This window comes from Haloarcula mannanilytica (assembly GCF_005406125.1).
GTDB lineage: Archaea > Halobacteriota > Halobacteria > Halobacteriales > Haloarculaceae > Haloarcula > Haloarcula mannanilytica.
Window position 1 is genome coordinate 1,382,389 of record NZ_BIXZ01000001.1, and the last position, 19,503, is coordinate 1,401,891.

At 61.8% G+C, this 19,503-nt stretch carries 16 protein-coding genes, 3 tRNA genes, 3 rRNA genes and 1 other RNA gene; 5 read left to right on the forward strand and 18 right to left on the reverse strand.

All coding sequences use genetic code 11. The features are described 5' to 3' along the window. The 10 genes from Harman_RS07055 to Harman_RS07100 all read right to left on the reverse strand — a co-directional run bounded on the left by Harman_RS07055 (position 1) and on the right by Harman_RS07100 (position 10,074). Complete coding sequence (locus tag Harman_RS07055; protein WP_137683083.1) at positions 1 to 924, reverse strand: precorrin-3B C(17)-methyltransferase; 924 nt, start codon at positions 922 to 924, stop codon at positions 1 to 3. After that, positions 921 to 1,892, reverse strand: coding sequence for a cobalt-precorrin 5A hydrolase (gene cbiG, locus Harman_RS07060; protein WP_137683084.1), 972 nt, complete (start codon positions 1,890 to 1,892; stop codon positions 921 to 923). The genes Harman_RS07055 and cbiG overlap by 4 nt, the downstream gene beginning before the upstream one ends. After that, entirely contained in the window at positions 1,892 to 2,770 is an 879-nt protein-coding gene (locus Harman_RS07065; RefSeq protein WP_137683085.1) for a cobalt-precorrin-4/precorrin-4 C(11)-methyltransferase, read from the reverse strand. Before Harman_RS07065 ends, cbiG begins: the two co-directional genes overlap by 1 nt. After that, positions 2,763 to 3,560, reverse strand: a complete 798-nt coding sequence (locus tag Harman_RS07070) for a cobalt-factor II C(20)-methyltransferase (protein ID WP_137683086.1) — start codon at positions 3,558 to 3,560, stop codon at positions 2,763 to 2,765. Before Harman_RS07070 ends, Harman_RS07065 begins: the two co-directional genes overlap by 8 nt. Next, positions 3,557 to 4,153, reverse strand: a complete 597-nt coding sequence (cbiT, locus tag Harman_RS07075; RefSeq protein ID WP_137683087.1) for a precorrin-6Y C5,15-methyltransferase (decarboxylating) subunit CbiT — start codon at positions 4,151 to 4,153, stop codon at positions 3,557 to 3,559. Before cbiT ends, Harman_RS07070 begins: the two co-directional genes overlap by 4 nt. A gap of 158 nt (positions 4,154 to 4,311) precedes the next feature. Further along, positions 4,312 to 6,372 (reverse strand): excinuclease ABC subunit UvrB, encoded by a 2,061-nt coding sequence (uvrB, locus tag Harman_RS07080; RefSeq protein ID WP_137683088.1) that lies wholly within the window; start codon positions 6,370 to 6,372, stop codon positions 4,312 to 4,314. 44 nt (positions 6,373 to 6,416) lie between these two features. Then, a complete protein-coding gene (locus Harman_RS07085) occupies positions 6,417 to 7,028 on the reverse strand; it encodes a rubrerythrin family protein (protein ID WP_137683089.1) in 612 nt (203 codons plus the stop codon). A 61-nt stretch (positions 7,029 to 7,089) separates the two neighbouring features. Beyond that, an RNA gene (gene rnpB / locus Harman_RS07090) (RNase P RNA component) lies at positions 7,090 to 7,539 on the reverse strand. Between the two features lie 337 nt (positions 7,540 to 7,876). After that, positions 7,877 to 9,640, reverse strand: a complete 1,764-nt coding sequence (locus Harman_RS07095) for a nitrite/sulfite reductase (protein ID WP_137683090.1) — start codon at positions 9,638 to 9,640, stop codon at positions 7,877 to 7,879. Positions 9,641 to 9,732: 92 nt separating this feature from the next. Continuing rightward, positions 9,733 to 10,074 (reverse strand): hypothetical protein, encoded by a 342-nt coding sequence (locus Harman_RS07100; RefSeq protein WP_137683091.1) that lies wholly within the window; start codon positions 10,072 to 10,074, stop codon positions 9,733 to 9,735. A gap of 236 nt (positions 10,075 to 10,310) precedes the next feature. Between Harman_RS07100 and Harman_RS07105 the strand changes: the two genes are divergently transcribed. The 4 genes from Harman_RS07105 (at position 10,311) to Harman_RS07120 (ending at position 11,932) form a co-directional block, all read left to right on the forward strand. Then, positions 10,311 to 10,493, forward strand: a complete 183-nt coding sequence (locus Harman_RS07105; RefSeq protein WP_137683092.1) for a hypothetical protein — start codon at positions 10,311 to 10,313, stop codon at positions 10,491 to 10,493. 125 nt (positions 10,494 to 10,618) lie between these two features. Beyond that, complete coding sequence (locus Harman_RS07110) at positions 10,619 to 11,296, forward strand: DUF7119 family protein (protein WP_137683093.1); 678 nt, start codon at positions 10,619 to 10,621, stop codon at positions 11,294 to 11,296. 34 nt (positions 11,297 to 11,330) lie between these two features. Continuing rightward, positions 11,331 to 11,404, forward strand: a tRNA-Lys gene (locus Harman_RS07115). A 300-nt stretch (positions 11,405 to 11,704) separates the two neighbouring features. Then, positions 11,705 to 11,932, forward strand: coding sequence for a hypothetical protein (locus Harman_RS07120; RefSeq protein ID WP_137683094.1), 228 nt, complete (start codon positions 11,705 to 11,707; stop codon positions 11,930 to 11,932). 39 nt (positions 11,933 to 11,971) lie between these two features. Here the strand turns inward: Harman_RS07120 and Harman_RS07125 are convergent, their stop codons facing one another. Next, on the reverse strand, positions 11,972 to 12,841 hold the full coding sequence (locus Harman_RS07125; RefSeq protein WP_137683095.1) for a hypothetical protein: 870 nt from the start codon (positions 12,839 to 12,841) through the stop codon (positions 11,972 to 11,974). A gap of 151 nt (positions 12,842 to 12,992) precedes the next feature. Continuing rightward, positions 12,993 to 13,301, reverse strand: a complete 309-nt coding sequence (locus Harman_RS07130) for a hypothetical protein (protein ID WP_137683096.1) — start codon at positions 13,299 to 13,301, stop codon at positions 12,993 to 12,995. A 79-nt stretch (positions 13,302 to 13,380) separates the two neighbouring features. On the opposite strand from Harman_RS07130, the gene Harman_RS07135 reads away from it, so the two are divergent. Beyond that, the gene (locus Harman_RS07135) at positions 13,381 to 13,794 is read left to right on the forward strand and encodes a hypothetical protein (protein WP_137683097.1); all 414 of its coding nucleotides are present in this window, start codon (positions 13,381 to 13,383) and stop codon (positions 13,792 to 13,794) included. 119 nt (positions 13,795 to 13,913) lie between these two features. On the opposite strand, the gene Harman_RS07140 is transcribed toward Harman_RS07135, so the two are convergent. From Harman_RS07140 to Harman_RS07165, 6 genes are all read right to left on the reverse strand, one after another. Continuing rightward, a tRNA-Cys gene (locus tag Harman_RS07140) sits at positions 13,914 to 13,989 on the reverse strand. 46 nt (positions 13,990 to 14,035) lie between these two features. Next, positions 14,036 to 14,293, reverse strand: coding sequence for a DUF5789 family protein (locus tag Harman_RS07145; RefSeq protein ID WP_137683098.1), 258 nt, complete (start codon positions 14,291 to 14,293; stop codon positions 14,036 to 14,038). A gap of 99 nt (positions 14,294 to 14,392) precedes the next feature. Then, positions 14,393 to 14,515, reverse strand: a 5S ribosomal RNA gene (gene rrf / locus Harman_RS07150). A gap of 131 nt (positions 14,516 to 14,646) precedes the next feature. Continuing rightward, positions 14,647 to 17,576, reverse strand: a 23S ribosomal RNA gene (locus Harman_RS07155). A gap of 201 nt (positions 17,577 to 17,777) precedes the next feature. Then, positions 17,778 to 17,849 (reverse strand) — tRNA-Ala (locus tag Harman_RS07160). Between the two features lie 180 nt (positions 17,850 to 18,029). Next, positions 18,030 to 19,501 (reverse strand): 16S ribosomal RNA (locus Harman_RS07165). Together the 16S, 23S and 5S rRNA genes with 1 tRNA gene alongside form the textbook arrangement of a ribosomal RNA operon. Positions 19,502 to 19,503 lie beyond the last annotated feature (2 nt).

A 19,503-nucleotide genomic window follows, 5' to 3' on the forward strand; every position in this document is an offset into this window, starting at 1 on the left:
TTAGAAATCGTCAACGTCACGCCCGCCGCGCGGGGTGACGAGGAACTCCTGGTAGTCGTTTTGCCAGACTTCGGTCTCGTGGGTGCCGACGACGATGGACGAGCCCATGCCGCCGACTTTGTCGTCGTGGTCGGTCAGTTCACCGAGGGTGGTGATGGTTTCCGTCTCGTCGTCGAGGTTGCGCCCGGCCTCGCCGCGGCCGGAATCGTTGACGATAGCGGCGGGCACGTCGTCCGCTCGTTCCTCGCGGAGCACGTCGACCGCCCGCTCGTAGTCGCGCCAGCAGTTGTAGAGGACGACGACGAAGCCCGAGATGGCCGCGGCGCGAAGTTTCTCCTCGATTTCCTCCCAGCCGCGCCACTTGTCCGACAGCGAAATCGTACAGAAATCGTTCGACAGCGGCGCGCCGAGATTCGCCGCGCCGGATAGCGCAGCGGTCACGCCGGGGACGATTTCGATGGGAACGTCGTCGGCGTCGTCGGCGTCGGCCATCGTAAACAGCAGGTCAGATTTCCCGTAGACGTTCGGGTCGCCGCCGGAGACGTGGGCGATGTCCTCGCCGGCCCGGACGCGCTCGAAGGCCTCGCGTGCGAGTTCGACCTGCTTGCCCATCGACGACCGGATGAGGGTCTGCTGGCTGCCGTCGGGCCGTTCCAGCACCGCCCCCTCCTCGTCGGCGATTTCGCCGTCGTCGGTTTCTCCGTCGAGTTCGGCGGACTGGGGCGGCAGCGTCCCGTCTTTCCTGAGGAACTCCTGATAGAGGTTCGAGGCGATGATGCAGTCGGCGGTCTGAATGACATCTTTCGCCCGCTGGGTCATGTCGTGGGGCAGCCCCGGCCCGATACCGACTACGTACAGCGTGCCGTAGTCGTCCGGCTGGGTCGCCGCCGTCGCCGACGCGGCCACGTCCTCGGTCCCGCTCATTTGCCGATCGCCACCGTCACGGCCTCGTCGTATCGGGTCTTCTCGGCCAGCAGGTCGTGCTCGCTGCCGGCAGCGATGGCTGACGCCTCGGCGATGCCCGGCCAGCCGATGAGTTCCTTCGACCGCGAGGGGGTCGGCCCCTCGAACTCCTCTAAGGTCTCTTTCTCGAAGGCGACGACGCCGAGCCCCCACTGCTGGGCGGCTTCGAGCAGTCCCTCCTCGTCGGCTTTCCGGGTGCCCGTCGCGATGAACTCCACGTCGTCGCGGCCGAGGTCGGCCTCGTCAAGCGCTTGCTGCCACGCTTCGTGGAACTGTTCGACATCCGCGCCCGCGACACTGCCACAGCCCAGTACGACACCGTCGTCTTTGTTGCGTTTGAGGACGGTCACGTCGTCGTCGACCAGCACGGCCTTCGGCCCGTCGAGGCGCTCGATGGGGCCGAGTTCGTCGTCGAGCACGGCGAGGTTCGTCGCGACCGTCGAGTCGCCGTTGACGACGTGGGCGTCAAGCGCCTTGGCCTGCTTCTCGACGCCCTGCTTGTCCGCGGCCTCCGAGGCGGTGGTCATCGCCGGCACCGCGCCCATCGACGCGAGGTCGTCAGCGACCTGGTTCGCGCCGTGGTGGCCGCCGGTGATTGGGATGGCCCACGTGAGTTCCTCGTCGACGACACAGATGGCGGGGTCGTCCCACTTGTCGTCGAGCAAGTGGGCGGTCTTTCGCATCGCAATACCGCTGGCCATCAGGCCGATGAAGCAGTCGTATTCGCCCCAGTACTCCTCGAACACGTCGCCGTGGTATTCGAGGATATCGATGGACTCGTAGCGGTCGCCGATGCCGTCGACGATTTCTTCGGCGGTGTCCATCTTCCGCTCGAAGGCGACGATAGCGATGTTCTCGGCCACCTCGCCGTCGGAGTCGGGCGCTTTGCAACTGTTCGAACTGGATTCGTTGTCTGTGTCAGTGCTCATCAGTCGTCAGCCTCCTGAGAGTCCGCGTCGCTCCCGCGGTTGGCCCAGTCACCGTAGAGGAAGGAGCGCTCGTAGTCCTCGCCGCCGACGGCGTCCCCGATGACGACCATCGCGGACGCGCGGTAGCCGGCGTCCGCCAACTTCTCGCCGATGGTCGCAATCGTCCCCTCGATAACGTCCTCGTCTGGCCAGGACGCGTGGTAGATGGCCGCCACGGGCGTTTCAGGGTCGTGCCCGTCTTCGAGCAGGCGATCCATTGTCTCGCTCACGGCGTGGGTCCCGAGATAGATGCAGGTCGTCACGTCACCCATGCCGACGAACTCCGAGATGTGGTCCTCGTCTTCGTCGAGGGTCTTGCCCTGCGGGCGGGTGAAGGCGACGTGGTTGGCGACCTCATTCAGCGTCAGTTGGGTTCGCATCGTCGCACTGGCGGCGAACGCGGAGGTGACGCCGGGGACGATGTAGGTCGGCACGCCCTCGTGTTCCAGGGCATCCATCTGCTCCAACGCGGCCCCGTAGATGGCGGGGTCGCCGCTGTGAAGTCGGACAACAGTGTCACCGGCCTCGTAGGCGTCCCGCATCAGCGGAATCAGCTCCTCTAGGTCCTTGCCGATGGAGGACACCGTCTCGGCGTCCTCGCAGTATTCCGCCAGCAGTTCGCTGTTGACGAGCGAGCCGGCGTGGACCACGAGGTCGGCGTCGGCCAGCAGTTCGCGGCCGGCGACGGTCAGCAGTCGGGGATTGCCCGGACCGGCCCCGACGAAGGGGATGCCCTCCTGCTCGTCGCCAGCGCTGTACTCGTAAACACGGTCGTCTCGGTTCCCGGCAACGGAGTCGATGGCGGTCTGTGGGTCCGTCTCGCCGGTTTCCTCAGTCATGGTTCACCTCGTCGCCACAGAGGACGGCTTCAGAACGCTCCTGTCTGGCGAGGTTACCGATGGACTGCTCGCCACCGTCAGTCACGACGCCGCTCTCGTCGGCCGCTTCGAGGAAGGCGTCAGTCGCCTGCTCGACGCGTGTCTCGGGCTTCTCGGCGTAGGCCAGCGTGTAGTAGTCTCGCTCGTCGATCTCGCTCGGGTCGTCCGTGACAACTGTCTCGCCCTGTTCCATGAACAGCCGGCGGCCGTACACCACGTCGTACCCGGCCTCGACAAGTCCCTCGTGGGTGGCCGGCGCGTCGGTCACCTTGAACAGAATCATCCGGTCGGGACCGGTCGGCGACGCGCCGCGGTCGGCCTCCCGGAGCGCGAGGCTCGACCCCGCGGTAATTTCGACGCCCAGCGCCGTCGCAAAGGCCGACATAGCGCTGACGCCGGGCACCACTTCGAGGTCGACCTCGGGGTGGAACGCAGCCAGCGTCCGTCGGAGGTGGCCAAACGTCGAGTAGACGTTCGGGTCCCCCAGCGTGACGAACGCGGCGTCGCCGTCGCGGGCAGTCGGCGCGATTTCGGCGGCGGCCTCCTTCCACGCCGCGCGCAGTTTCTCCTCGTCGCGGGTCATCGGGAAATCGAGGTCGCCGATACGCTCCTCGGGAACGTGTTCGGTCGCAACGGACCGCGAGAGCCGGCCCGGCGAGTACACCACGTCAGCGGATTCGAGGGCACGCTTGCCCCGCACCGTCACGAGGTCAGGCTGTCCGGGACCAAGGCCGATACCGTAGAGCGTCATCGGCCGTCCCCCTGTGACTCGACCGGCGTTCCGCCGTCGGCGGCAACGTCCTCGCTGGCGCTGCCGACGAGCATGTACACCGGATTCTCCGAATTGAAGCTCGTCGCGCCGGCGAGTTCGTAGCCGTGGCTCACCTGGAACTGGACGACTTCCTCCAAGATGTCGCGCTCGCGGAACGCTTCGGTCGCCGCGCCGGCGACTTCCAGGCGCGAGACGTTCATCACGATGCGGTCGACGCCGGTCTCGACGGCGTGGTCGAGGACGGCTTCGTAGTTGCGCGACCCGCCGAGAAAGAGGGCGTCGGCGTCGTCGGGCAACCCCTCCGGAGCCTCGGCCTCGCGCAGTTCGACATCGGCGTCGATGTCGTTGGCGGCGAGGTTCTTGCGAGTCACGTCGAGTCGACTGGCTTTCCGTTCGAGCGCAGTGACCCGCCCGGCCCGGCGCGCCGCCGTGATGGTGACGGCACCGGTACAGGAACCGACCTCCGCGAAGTGGTCGGCCCCGGTGAGAGCGAGTTTGCTTGCGAGGACGGCCCGGACCTCCGGCTTGGTGGGACCGGCCTTCGCGTCGTGTGGGAGCGAGACGCGGGTCATCACGCTATACAACTACAGTAGCGCGTAAAACAATTTTGGTTGTATTAGTGCAAGTCGAGATTACAACGGCGTTTGAGACGGGTACAGAAGGTGGTCGGCGGGCCGGCTGGACAGGGGTTCAAACAGAATATATCACGGAACAGAAAACAGAATCCGGATCAGAACTCCGGGCCGGGAGCCGGCACGCCGTCGTCATCGTCGCCGCCGTCTAAGTCGAACTCCTCGCGGAGTTCGCGGATGCGGTCGCGGATGTCCGCGGCCAGTTCGAACTCCAGGTTGTCCGCGGCCTCCTGCATCCGCTCTTCCAGTTGCTCGATCTGGCGGGCAGCCTCGTCGGCGTCGCTCGCGCCGTCGCTGGAGATGCCGCCGGTGTCGGTCTTGCTCCCGGGCAGGTTCGTCTCGCCGACTTCCTTCTCGATGGTCGTCGGCTCGAAGCCGTGCTCCTCGTTGTACTGCTGCTGGATGCGCCGGCGGCGCTGGGTCTCCTGAATGGCCGACTGCATGGCGTTACTGCGCTCATCGGCGTACAGCACCACCTCGCCGTTGACGTTCCGGGCGGCCCGCCCCATCGTCTGGACCAGCGTCGTCTCCGACCGCAGGAACCCTTCCTGGTCGGCGTCCAGAATTGCCACGAGCGACACCTCCGGAATGTCCAGCCCCTCCCGGAGGAGGTTGATACCGACCAGCACGTCGATGTCGCCCAGTCGGAGCGACCGGATGAGTTCGTGGCGTTCCAGCGTGTCCGTCTCGTCGTGCATGTAGGCCACGTCGACGCCGGACTCCTCCAGGTACTCCGTGAGGTCCTCGGCCATCCGCTTGGTGAGCGTGGTCACCAGCACCCGCTCGTCGCGCTCGACCCGTTCATCGATGCGCTCCAGCAGGTCCTCGACCTGCCCTGTCGCCGACGCGATTTCGACGGCCGGGTCGACGAGGTGAGTCGGCCGGACGATCTGCTCGACGACCTGGTCGCTGTGCTCGCGCTCGTAGTCGCCCGGCGTCGCGCTCACGTACAGCGTCTGGTCAGTCTTTTCTTCGAACTCCTCGAAAGTGAGCGGGCGGTTGTCGAAGGCCGTCGGCAGGCGGAAGCCGTTCTCGACGAGGCTCTCCTTGCGGCTCTTGTCGCCCTCGAACTGCCCGCGGATCTGGGGGAGCGTCTGGTGGGACTCGTCGACAACGGTGAGGAAGTCGTCGGGGAAGTAATCCAGCAGGGTGTAGGGGGCCTCGCCCGTCTCGCGGTCCGAGAGGTGGACCGAGTAGTTCTCGATGCCCGAGCAGTAGCCGGTCTCCTGCATCATCTCGATGTCGAAGGTGGTCCGCTCCTCGATGCGCTGGGCCGCGACGTGGTTCCCCTGGCGCTCGAAGTAGCGGATGCGCTGTTCGAGTAGCTCTTTGATCTCGTCGATGGCCCGCTGGAGCCGTTGTTCGGGAATCGAGTAGTGCTCCGCCGGGTGAATCAGCGCCGCCGGCTCCTCGCTTTTGACCTCCCCTTCCAGTGGGTCGACCTTCAGCATCCGGTCGATCTCGTCGCCCCAGAACTCCACGCGCAGGGCGTAGCGGCCGTACATCGGGTATATCTCCAGCGTGTCCCCGCGCACGCGGAAGGTCCCCTGCGTGAAGTCCACGTCGTTGCGCTCGTAGTTCAGGTCGACCAGCCGGCCGAGCAGGTCGTCCCGTTCGATCTCCTGGCCCACCTCAAGCGAGAGGGACATATCGATGTAGTTGCGCGGGTCACCGAGCCCGTAGATGGCCGACACGGAGGCGACGACGATTACGTCATCACGAGTGAGCAGCGAGCGCGTCGCGGAGTGGCGCAGCCGGTCGATCTCGTCGTTGATGGAGGCGTCTTTGTCGATGAAGGTGTCCGTCTGTTCGACGTAGGCTTCGGGCTGGTAGTAGTCGTAGTATGAGACAAAGTACTCGACGGCGTTGTCCGGGAACAGTTCGCGGAACTCCTCGTACAGCTGGGCCGCGAGCGTCTTGTTGTGGGCGATGACGAGCGTGGGCTTCTGGATTTCCTCGACGACCCACGAGACGGTGTTGGTCTTCCCGGAGCCGGTCACGCCGAGCAGGGTCTGTCGGTCCAGCCCCTGGCGAAAGCCCGACGCGAGCTGTTCGATGGCCTCCGGCTGGTCGCCCGCGGGCTCGAACGGGGCGTCGACGCGGAACGGACGGTCGACATCTGGACGGTCGATAGAGAGTGGTCCGCCGGTGTCGCTCATTACCCACACGTCGGGCTGGACGGACTTGAGCCGCGTGGTTCGCGTTAGCAGACCGGCTTCGGGTTCACGCCGAGGTCTTCGAGCGTCTCGAAGTACTCGTCGTAGGCCGTCGCGATGACTTCGATGGCGGCCGCCTCCGCGGCGTCCCAGTCGTCGTCGCTCTCACAGACGGCGTCGAGCAGTTCCGCGGCTTTCTCGCGCAGAGTCTCCACGTCGCTCCCGGCGCTACGGAACGTACTCGCCGTCTGGGGGTCCGCCTGGCCGGTGAAGAAACCGGTGTACTGCTCTTTGACCTTCTTGTCGACGAGGGTCCAGCCGACGAAGCCGCCGAGTCGCTCGACGGTTCCATTGAGGTCATCGAGCACGCCGTGCATCGCCGGCGTTTCGTCGCCCGGCTCGGCGTCGAGGCTGTCGCGTCGCTCGGCGGTCTCGGCCGCCGCGTCAGCAAACAGCGCCGCCGCGTCGTCGTGGCTGTCATCGCTCCAGGCGTCGAACGTGTCGTGGGCTGCCTGCTCGCGGGTGGCCGCGGCGGAAAGTACTACCTCCGGTGCCATCTCGCCGCGGGTGTCGGCGTACAGCGTCTTCGAGGAGCCCAGTCGGGAGAGTTCCGTCTGCTGGTCGTCACGAACGGCGTCGATAAGGTCGGCTGCAGTCATACTCTGGCCTGTGGCCGGCGCGGGCTTGTAACCATCGAACCCGTCGCTCACGATACACAGTGGCTGCGGGGAGTAAGCCCCCTTCTGTTCGGGCCAGCATTCGGCTGAGCGGCCACGTCCAGCGCTTGCGCGCAGTGTCGGACTACCTGTCGACGCGGCCTTGCACCGGTGAGGTTTCGCCGTTCCATCGGTCCGTCGCCGGAAGCGTGGGGCGCATCAGCGGCCCACGTGTGGAGCACGGATGTGGTCCACAACTGCGCGCCCCGGAGTCACCGGGTCGCGGCTGCCCTCGGTGGGTTAACTCTCCCTCGCTTTGGCGGCGTGCCGCACCGTCTGGTGGGGCACGGTTCGCCTCGCTCGGGATTCGCACACCTCATCGGTCCGGCGACGACGTGTCGTTGCTGTTCCAGCGCCGACGGTCTCCCGCCCCGGACTTGCGCCCGGTCACCTGTCCGACAGGTGGGGGGACTTTCCTCATGGCTTGCGCCACGGGAGCCGGCCTCCCGCTGCCAGTTACTGATACGCCAGTGCGGCGAATAAGGCTTACCAACGACCTTTTTTCACCGGGGCATCGCGCTCGCCGTAGGCGAGCGCTCAACCCCGGCCAAAAAACGTCGATGAAAAAAGCGCGAATCGCGCCGCGATTCGCGTGAAACCGCTCGCTTCGCTCGCGGTATGCTCGACAGCAACAGCTCCTGAATTTGTGTATTCTGCTTAGGCAAGCCTGCCTTTCCCCCGGGTCGCGCGACGGAGCGCGCTCCCGGCCACAGCCGCGTGTGAATTTTGAGATGAAAAAGATCGGTCTAGAACGGGTGAACAACCAAAGAAGAGCGGTAAGCAGGTGCGACTTAGTCGTCGGAGGTCAGCGGCTCGCCGGCACCGTTGGTCGGCGCGGGCGAGGACTGCATGTCGTCGTCCTCTGCGTAGGGGTACCACGTCATCTTCGTGTTGTGCATGTACGGGTCGTCGTAGTCCGTCTCTTCGGGTTCGACCATCTCGGCCAGCGTCTCCTCGTCGCGGTCCTCGACGAAGTCACGGAAGGTCTCGCCGTCCTCGCGTGCATCTTTGAAGTTATTGACGAGGTTCTTGATGGCACCGGGGACTTCGTCGGCCGGGACGCGCATCTCCACCCAGTCGGCGAAGCGCGGGTCGTCACCGAGGCCGCCGCCGAGGCCGATGTCGAGCGCTTCGACCGGTTCGCCGTCCTTGCGGGTCTTCATGCCACGCAGGGACACGTCGGCGATCTGGGGCTGGGCACAGGAGGCCGTACAGCCCGAGAGGTGGATGTGGAAGTCCTTGTGGTCCTCGGGCAGTTCGACGTTGTCCTTGAGCCAGCGGGCGTACCGCACTTGACGGTTCTTCGTCTCGACGATAGAGAGCGAGCAGTACTCCGTGCCCGTGCAGGCGATGGAGCCGCGCATGAACGGCGACGGGTCCGGGGAGTAGTTCTCCAGCAGGGGTTCGCTGGTGAACTCGTCGAGGTTCTCCTCGGGCACGTCAGTGACGATGATGTTCTGGCGCTGGGTCAGGCGAACCTCACCGGAGCCGTACTCGTCGGCGAGTTCCGCGAGTTCGAGCACGTCGTCGGCACCCATGCGGCCGACCAGGACGTTCAGGCCGACGTAGTAATTGCCGTCTTTCTGCTCGTGGATCCCGACGTGGTCGTTGTGCCCGTCCTGGGAGCCGGTGTTGTAGCTGTACTGGTCGCGCATGTCCTCGCCGGCGGTCTCCAGTTCGAAGTCAACGTACTCCTCCTGCAGGACCGAGCGCATCTTTTCGGGCCCCCACTCGTCCATGAGGAACTTGATGCGGGCGTTGAAGCGGTCCTCACGGTCGCCGTGGTCGCGGAAGAGCGCGGACATGCCACCCGCCACGTCAGCGGCCTGCTCCGGCGGGACCCACACGTCGAGGTCACGCGCCAGGCGCGGTTCCTTGCGGGAGAGGCCGCCGCCGATGCGGACGTTGAATCCGAGTTCGCCGTTCTTTTCGGCCGGCTCGAAGGCGAGGTCGTTGATGTCGCCCTGGCCACAGCCCTCGTCACAGCCGGCGATGGCGACCTTCCACTTGCGCGGGAGGTTCGCGTAGTCGTCGTTGCCCTTGAACGTCTCGTGGAGGTCCTCGGCAACGGGCCAGGCGTCGACGTGCTCGTGCTTGTCCTTGCCAGCGACAGGGCAGCCGACGATGTTGCGCCAGGAGTCACCACAGGCCTGCTGGGTTCCCAGACCGACAGCTTCGAGCTTATCGAAGATTTCCGGGATGTCCTCGAGCTTGATCCAGTGGAGCTGGATGCTCTGGCGAGTCGTCCAGTCACAGTAGGCGTCGCCGAACTCCGGGTTCTGCGCGGGGCCGGAGGCGTATTCTTTCGCAACCTCGCCGATGACTTCAAGCTGTCCGGGCTTGATGACGCCGTTTGGCGTCCCGATACGCATCATGAAATACGACTCCTGGCCGGAGCGCTGGTGGTACAGCCCCCACCATTTGAAGCGCTCGAACCAGGCATCCTGTTCGTCCTCGGGAATGGACTCCCAGCCCTTTTCGGCGAACTCCATCAAATGCTCCCGAATCTCGTTACCGTACACCTCGTCTTTCCATCCTTCAACTTTACTGGGCATAGCTAATGTATCCTAGCACACGTCACACAGACTTATACACCACGCCTTGCCGTCAACCGTCTCCCCCACTCCCCGAAACAAGAGAATATTTCCTATTCTTCGGGGCTGGCGAGCCGGGTTCGCTTCTCTGGGAAATGAACGCTCTCGTGGACGACACCGTGGAATTCGCCAGAATCGGGGTCTACGACGCGACCGACCGTCAGCCAGTCGGTAACGCCGCTCTCGCCACAAGAAATGCACTGCCCGGCGATTCGTGCCTGAATATCGGGGTAATCCACACCCACTTTCACGAACCCCTCGGCGAGGAAATCCGTCGTCTCACACCCACAGAAGTCGCTTCGCGCCAGCAACCACAGGTCCGAGACGTTCACTTCCCGCGAGTCGTTGACGGAGATCCAGGCCCCGTCGTCAAGCTGGTGAACGTCGGTCGTCATTACATCTCATTAGATTCCCGAGACACCTGAGGGCGTCGGCGGTCGCAAGTATCACCGGAGCTTGGTTGAAGCCGCTGCTGTCGTGTGGTGCGTGTGTTACGGTATCATAACCCGCAGTTTATAGGGTCGCGTACAAGATACACACATATGTTGCCTGTAGGCCGCAGTGCGGGCCAAGCTTACAGGAGAGTCCGTGTTTAAGATAGTGGGGCCGTTACGAAGGAGTACGACACCACGTGGCGGCCGTCCAGGTCGTCGCTGTGACAGAAACGATGACGAACGCACAACAGACCCACGACGAAGACGCCGAACGCGAAGAGCCGACCACAGACCACCTCGACAACGTCGAGGATGGCTGCGGTTGCACAGAGATCTGGGAACACATGAGCGAAGAGCGCGAGAGCGCATCCGACGACTGAGACTATCGTAACGGTGTCCCGATATCCGCCGACACCGGGTCGGCGACAGTCAGAAATGACAGATGAGAGTCTGTATGGCACCCCGTACGGGATACTTTTGTGCGGCGCTCCCCAAGCACATCTCGATGCCTGAGGGGCCCGACAACTACGTTCCATCGACCGACCGGGAGTCACCGGTCGGGAAACCGGTCATCCGCGGTGACCCAGCACTCACCGGACAGCGACCCGAGGAGGCCGTCGAGTTCGACCCTGACGACCCCGAGAGCCTCGAACTCGCCGCCAGAACTGTCAAGAAATTCTCCGAGAACACCGCCGGAGCTGACGATAACGTGTTCATTCTGCGTGGCGCGGCCGCGTGTGCAGCTTTAGTACGCGGTGAAGGGTCCTACAAAGCCGCTGCTGAGCGGGCCGGTGGCGAGGCCTCGGTTTCGTTCATCCGGAAATGGTCCCGCGTCCACGACCTCCCCCGATCCGTCCGTATCCACGTCGCCAAAGGGGAGATCGCACCGACGGCAGCCAAACACATCGCCAGAGTCTCCGGCGAGTCCCGGCTCCTGCTTGCGTGGGCCGCCATCGACCACGATCTCACCGTCCGACAGATTCGCTCGGTCGCAAGCAGTGTCAACGATAGTGCATCCGTCAGCGCAGCACTCGCCAGGGAGGGGTATGCGCTGGGTGAGTTACGGACACAGCTCAGCCGCGACGCCTACTGCCGACTCCGCCGACAGGCCGCACTTGATGGAGCGTCTCCCGGGGAAGTCATCAGCGAGGCTATCGAGTCGTATTTCGACGGCGGACCGTAAGGCCTTAATCGCCACTCCCCCCAGCGAATAGCGAGGGCCGGTAGCTCAGTTAGGCAGAGCGTCTGGCTTTTAACCAGATGGTCGGGGGTTCAACTCCCTCCCGGCCCGTGAGATATCCGCGAGCAACAGCGAGCGGTATCGAACAGAAGCGGGAAGAGTTGAACTACGCCACGAGCGAACGCAGTGAGCGAAGTGGAGGTGGTTCAACTCCCTCCCCGCCCGTTGCCCTGTGAACGACAGTGAGCAGTGGCAACGCCATGGAGGAGTTGAGTCCTGCCAGTCGCGCGCAACGCAGTGAGCACGTCTGGCTCCGGTTCAACTCCCTCCCGGCCCGTTGTCCTGCCGACGACCGGAAATCAGAGATACGAGACCGGTTCATTTACCACCGAGACGGCGAATGGTCCCAGTATGGACGGAACCTTCGGCACGATTCAAAAGGGACTCACACAGCCATTGCGCCCGCTTGGTGTTACTGTCGGCGTATTGCTTGTCATCGCTACGCTTGCGACGATAGCTAGCACACCGTGGCAGACGCATGCGTCTATGACAACAGCGATCATACAGCTGCTCGCGGCGCTCGCGATGAGTGGAATCGGTGTGGGACTGGCGTACGTTAGCTGGACGGCCGATACGTAAGTCGGTCGCCAAGAACAGAACCGAAAACGGACGCAGTTGTTATCCGCGGACAGGCAGATACGCCATCGACAGCATCAACACGGCGGCGATGCCCGAAAGTATCGAGACGCCCCAGATGCCGTTCTTACGCTCGTGGAAGTAGTCCTGCTGGTCGAGTGTCTCCTGGTACTGGTCGTACTGCTGAATCGGGACGATCTGGACGGTGCTATGATCCGGGAAGTGCGTGAAGAACTGCTGCTCGTTCAGCGTGACATTTCCACCCTCCGAAAGTTCGATTGTGTTTTCCCGCGGGGCAAACCACTCAAGCGTCGCACCATCGGCCGTCACTTCGGCGATAGTGGTTTCCTGGGTGCCGCTATCGGTCGCGTACGGGTAGGTGTCACCGGTGGTGAACGACACCGTCTCCGGCTCCGGAAGCCACTCGCTCAGTGGGACTTGCGTATTGTTCGACCGGTAGACCACGTACTCGGTCCCGTTCTGGGTCGCTAGCGTGTTCTGGACCGAGGAGTCCTCGGCCAGAAGCGCACTGACGTTGAGCTCTTCTTCGAGTGTCACGGTGCTCTCGTTGCTGTCAGTGTACACGCGGTAGGTGTCGTTCTGATAGGTCGCCGTGGCGTTGTGCTCTAATGTCGCGGTATATCGCGATGATTCGTTCGTCCACGAGAGATCAGCGACCATACTACCACCGCCACCACCGCCGTGGCCGCCACCACCGCCACCGGACATGTGGATGTTCGTGGCCGTGTACTCCGTTCCGTCGACAGTGAACGTACTTTCGTTTGTCAGTTCAGCGTCTGCGTCGAGCGATACCGCCGGCCGCTGGCTCTCCGCGACGCCGATATAGGCGTACGCTGCAACACTGATAACGAGGAAGAACGCGAAGTACGCCGCCGCGGCTCGTCGTTGCATATGGGAACGGTCAGTCGCCGCGCCGTTTAATGATTACTTTTCGAGCGCATTGGCGAGGAATGGGACGAACATCCTGGCCAAGCAACAGAGCGGTTGTCGGAGTCAGGTCAGGTCAGGTCAGGCTCGTCCGCCGAGAGCTACCGCAGCACGATTAGCCGTCACAGCAAACTGTGTACTGGACAGCAGAGGCTGCAAGCGATTCGACCGTCTCCACGACATCGTCAACCGTCTCGAACCGCCCGAATTTGCTCACAACCGCACCCTCAGCGCGTAGTACGACTGTCCACCGGGGCCCGTCCGGGCCATCATGCCGTTCGAACACGAACTCGCGATCAGGCAGGCGAGCGACGACTGGCCTGTCGGTGGAGACCGCCCACGATACGCCATCGGCAAGCGCATCCGCCAGTGCGGTTTCGAGTCGTCGACGGAGTCTGGCCGTCGGTTCGTCCCGTGTGCCCATACAGGACCACCGGGCTGCAGAATTATAAGCCGTTGTGACACTACACAACGTTCAAACGGCCGAAAGCCGTATTATAGATGTGACTCAGTCGCTTCTCGTCTACGACGGCAGTACTGACCTGTTCCGGCGCGCCGCCGAGACGGTAACCCGCTGTGCCACGGACATCACGCCCGTTCCCTGGGAATCCGACGCGATTCAGGCGTTCCTCCGGGCGCAGTTCGACGACCCGCCGTTTGCGTTCATTTTGATACAAGGGGAGTCCGTTCACGTCGGCGAAACGGCCGTGAAAGAAGCGCTGGACGGCCTCAATGTCGCAGACCCGATCGCCCGGCTTGTCAAGCAGTTGTATCCTACTGCCGCCGCTCCCTTTGGACGTGTTGTCCACGGGCAAGTCCCGGCCGACATCCACGGGACGTTCCCGCTGGACGAGCAGGCGAAAGCCCACATCGAACCGCTCCGCCGCGTCCACACGATTCCCGTCGAAGCAGAGTGACACCGCCCAGATTCGACCAGCGGAAATACTAGCTCAGACGGGCCCAAGCCGATACGTCGGACAGCCTGCGATGGAATGGCACCGATAGCTGCTGCTCACAATCACTGTAACGGTATAAAAGCCAAGGGCCGGATTTGAACCGGCGATGGGCGGCTCTGCAGGCCGCTGCGTTAGGCCGGACTCTGCCACCTTGGCGCGGATAGAGGTAATCAACTCGTTCGCTTAAGGGTAGCGGATTCGATTAGCCTTCACCCTCTGACTGACCCGGTTCGCCGACGCCTTCGACCGGGAGCGCATTGTAGATCGACGACTGCGCCTCGTCCGGCGAGCTGAACTGCTCGTCACTAATGCGATCCAGTACCGCAGCTAATGGTTCGGACCCGTCTGCGTACACAAGCTGTACGTCGTCGAACTCCCGTCGAGCAGTTTCGACCGACAACGGGTAGGACGCTGTTTCAAGGAGGGCAGTGAGTTCGTTCAGTTTGACTTCGCGAGCCATACAGTTGACTCTCGCCTCAGTCATGTAGTTACGCACTGCTTATAAATACGGAAAGCCCACTCGGGAGAGATAGCTCTCCTGAGTGGGCTAAGATATGAATGGTGGCGGCGAACCGGATTTCCCAGAGGCTCGCGCACTCCAGTACTCCCCGGAACGCTGGTGGGCTTATCTTCCGTGTTCGGGATGGGTACGGGAGGCAACCCCACCGCTGTGGCCGCCTAACGTCGAGTCGCGGAATCGAACCGCGAATATACCAGTCTCGATCGGTCTCCACCGTGTGTCCGTGCGATCCAGATTGCGCCTGGACTCGTTCAGCGACGAGTAAATCGTCGGTGAATGAGTCACAGTGCGTATGAATGATGGCTTTGGTCTGTTAGTGCTCGTGGGCTTAACGTCTCGTTACCTCGACGCGCACACCCCGAGTCTATCGACCGCGTCTTGTACGCGGGACCTCGGCGGTGTCTCTTTTCCAAGTGGGTTTCGAGCTTAGATGCGTTCAGCTCTTACCCCGTGTGGCGTGGCTACCCGGCACGTGCTCTCTCGAACAACCGGTACACCAGTGGCCACCAACCGTAGTTCCTCTCGTACTATACGGTCGTTCTTGTCAGACACCATAACACACCCAGTAGATAGCAGCCGACCTGTCTCACGACGGTCTAAACCCAGCTCACGACCTCCTTTAATAGGCGAACAACCTCACCCTTGCCCGCTTCTGCACGGGCAGGATGGAGGGAACCGACATCGAGGTAGCAAGCCACTCGGTCGATATGTGCTCTTGCGAGTGACGACTCTGTTATCCCTAGGGTAGCTTTTCTGTCATCAATTGCCCGCATCAAGCAGGCTAATTGGTTCGCTAGACCACGCTTTCGCGTCAGCGTTCCTCGTTGGGAAGAACACTGTCAAGCTATCTTTTGCTCTTGCACTCTTCGCCGGGTCTCTGTCCCGGCTGAGATAGCCATAGGGCGCGCTCGATATCTTTTCGAGCGCGTACCGCCCCAGTCAAACTGCCCGGCTATCGGTGTCCTCCTCCCGGAGTGAGAGTCGCAGTCACCGACGGGTAGTATTTCACTGTTGACTCGGTGGCCCGCTAGCGCGGGTACCTGTGTAATGTCTCCTACCTATGCTGCACATCGGCGACCACGTCTCAGCGACAGCCTGCAGTAAAGCTCCATAGGGTCTTCGCTTCCCCCTGGGTGTCTCCAGACTCCGCACTGGAATGTACAGTTCACCGGGCCCAACGTTGGGACAGTGAAGCTCTGGTTAATCCATTCATGCAAGCCGCTACTGATGCGGCAAGGTACTACGCTACCTTAAGAGGGTCATAGTTACCCCCGCCGTTGACAGGTCCTTCGTCCTCTTGTACGAGGTGTTCAGATACCTGCACTGGGCAGGATTCAGTGACCGTACGAGTCCTTGCGGATTTGCGGTCACCTGTGTTGTTACTAGACAGTCCGAGCTTCCGAGTCACTGCGACCTGCTCCGTTCCGGAGCAGGCATCCCTTCTTCCGAAGGTACGGGACTAACTTGCCGAATTCCCTAACGTTGGTTGCTCCCGACAGGCCTTGGCTTTCGCCGCCATGGACACCTGTGTCGGTTCTCGGTACGGACATCATGCTCGTCTTTTCACGGGCCCCAGGTTGAATCACGTTTCCCTATGCCGCCGTTCGTCCGCTTCGTACCATTACGGTTTCCACGGAGTTGGACGGTTCGACCGGGCGAAAGCCCGGCGTGATCGACCCCAGGGCGTCAACTTTCACTGCATGATGGCACGGGAATATTAACCCGTTTCCCATTTCGTCACAGTCGAGTTGCGGTGTGACTTAGGACCGGCTAACCCTCAGCTGATCAGCAGTGCTGAGGAACCCTTATCCATTAGGCCGTCGGGGTTCTCACCCGACTATCGCTGCTACTATGGCCAGGATTTTCGTCACCAATCGGTCCACAGGAATTCTCATCCCTGCTTCCACCCAATTGGAGCGCCAATCTACTCGATTACCCTGTAACGGGTACGGACAGGTCTCGGTGGTGGATTTGAGTCCCGATCATTTTGGGCGCCTCAAACCTCGGCCGGTAAGCTGTTACGCTTTTCTTAGAGGGTAGCTGCTTCTAAGCTCACCTCCCGGCTGTCTAGGGCTCGAGACCACCTTCAGAGGATTACACTTAATCCACACTTGGGGACCTTAACCTATCTCTGGGTTGTTCCCCTCCTGGTACACAGGCTTACCCCGCGCACCGGAATCCCCGCGTCAAACAGCGTCTGTAAGTTTGGAGTTTGACAGGTGTGCCGACTCCTCTCGGAGGCGGACACACCAATCGGTCGCTCTACCTCACAGACTACCTCGGCGGAGGTCATGCTTCGACATGTTTCGATTGGAACCAGCTGTTGCCGGACTCGATGGGCCTTTCACCCCTACACATAGATCACGAGAGGGTATTGTAGGACACCAACTCTAACAGACTTCCACGTGCCTTTCGGCACGCTTCATCTTGTCCATGCGTAGATCGTCCGGATTCGGGTCGTGTCCACATGGCTCCCCGCGCTTGAACACGGCGGCCCTCGGGCAAAGCCCTGCGGCCATGTCGGTTTCCCTGTGCCTCCCCGGATACTCCGGTTAGACTTGCCATACAGACACACTCCCTGGCTCGTTTTTCAAAACGTACGACAGAACATCGGCTTCCCGTGAGTCTTACTGGACGCTCGCGCGTCGGTCATTCGTCATGGGACCTTGTATGCCCTGTCGCTCGATCGCCAACTGATTTCATGCTCTATTTCGCCTCCCTTCTGAGGGTACTTTGCAGCGTTCGTTCACACTACTTGTTCACTATCGGTCTCAGGTTGTGTTTAGCCTTCGCAGTCGATGCCTGCGTTATTCGCGAGGGATATCCAACCCCCGCTACTCTGGCACTACCGCACAGCGTACTGGTCTCGAGTACGGGGTTGTCACCCTGTATCACGCTCTGTTCCAAGAGACTTCGTCGAGACGGTCGGCTGATGAGAGGTAGCCCTGACACCACATTGCCCGTGAGGGCTTCGGTTTGGGCTGTATCGCGTTCACTCGCGGTTACTAACGACATCACATTGCGTTTTCTGTTCCTCCCGATACTGAGATGTTTCAGTTCTCGGGGTTCCTCATTGCGCGAAGCAATTGTTAGAGAGATTCTCATTCGGAAATCTGTGGTTCTTCGCCTCCGTGCGGCTCCCCACAGCTTATCGCAGCTTGGCACGTCCTTCATCAGCGCCTGAGCCGAGCAATCCACCAGCTGGCATAGTAGCCAACGTCGTTGTGACTCGTTCAACTGAACGAGTCCAGTGGACGCCTGGATCGCACGTACACACGGTTTCATATTCGCCCCCAAGGTGGAGATGGTGGGCGAATCGACCCTTCCCAGGCGCGGTTTCACCCGGCCTGGTGCATCTGTCGTCGTATCACATCCGAACGCCGCCCCACACTTAAGGGGCACGGTTCGGGGCTGGCACGTCGTATGGACCCACTGGGATTTGAACCCAGGGCCTCCGCCTTGCAAAGGCGGCGCTCTCCCGCTGAGCTATGGGCCCGGCAGATCCGCACGTTGTTAGCCCTGATAGTTCATAGGTGCCCGGTCGACGGAGTTCTCGAACACCGGCAACCGGTGATTGTAAGCCAGAACGATGTCGTCCAGAGGACGACGGCGTTCGTATGTTACAATCACCAGTTGGTGTAAGGTGGGTTGGGGCAAAGCCCCAATCCCGATCAGTAGGAGGTGATCCAGCCACAGATTCCTCTACGGCTACCTTGTTACGACTTAAGCCCCCTTGCGGAGCCCAGATTCGACCGTCGCATGACGGCCTCATCCGGACCCCACTCGGGTGCTTTGACGGGCGGTGTGTGCAAGGAGCAGGGACGTATTCACCGCGCGCTTCTGACACGCGATTACTACCGAATCCAGCTTCATGCGGGCGGGTTTCAGCCCGCAATCCGAACTACGACTCCGTTTGGAGATTAGCGTCGCCTCTCGGCGTTGCATCCCACTGTCAGAGCCATTGTAGCCCGCGTGTTGCCCGGTCCATTCGGGGCATACTGACCTACCGTTGCCCATTCCTTCCTCCATTTTAGCAATGGCAGTCCTCCTAGTGTACCCAACTACCTCAAGGGTATTGCTGGCAACTAGAAGTGCGGGTCTCGCTCGTTGCCTGACTTAACAGGACGCCTCACGGTACGAGCTGACGGCGGCCATGCACCTCCTCTCAGTAGCGTCGGGTAAAGTCGTCAACCTGACCGTCATTACTACTGTCGGGACCGGTGAGATGTCCGGCGTTGAGTCCAATTAAACCGCAGGCTCCTCCGGTTGTGGTGCTCCCCCGCCAATTCCTTTAAGTTTCATCCTTGCGGACGTACTTCCCAGGCGGCTCGCTTATCGTCTTCACTACGGCACATCACGTGCTCATGGCGCGTGACATACCTAGCGAGCATTGTTTACAGCCAGGACTACCCGGGTATCTAATCCGGTTCGAGACCCTGGCTTTCGTCCCTCACCGTCGGGTCCGGTCTCTCAACGTGGTTTCCCCATTGGTGGTCCGTCCAGGATTACAGGATTTCACTCCTACCCCGGACGTACCCGTTGAGTCTCTCGGCCCCAAGCTGTGTAGTTTCCACCGGACGCCGACCAGTTGAGCTGGTCGATTTCCCAATGGACTTACACAGCAGGCTACGGACGCTTTAGGCCCAATAATATCGGCCATCACTTGGACTGCCGGTATTACCGCGGCGGCTGGCACCGGTCTTGCCCAGTCCTTGTTCCTGTACCACCTTACGGTACAGAAAAGCGAGGGCTATATGCCCTCGCACTCGGAGTCCCCCTATCGCACTGTCGTGCAGTGTAAAGGTTTCGCGCCTGCTGCGCCCCGTAGGGCCCGGTATCTTGTCTCAGATACCGTCTCCGGGTTCTTGCTCTCACAACCCGTACCGATTATCGGCATGGTGGGCCGTTACCCCACCATCTACCTAATCGGCCGCAGCCACATCCTACAGCGCCGGAACGTTTCTCACTCTCGGCACTCCAGCATGAGAGTGGTATCCGCTATTGGCCTCAGTTTCCCGAGGTTATCGCGGTCTGTAGGGTAGTTTGGCCACGTGTTACTGAGCTATATGCCACGAGTCTAAACTCGTGCGACTAGCATGGCTAAATCGGACTCCGATAGCAATGGCCTCCGGCAGGATCAACCGGAATGT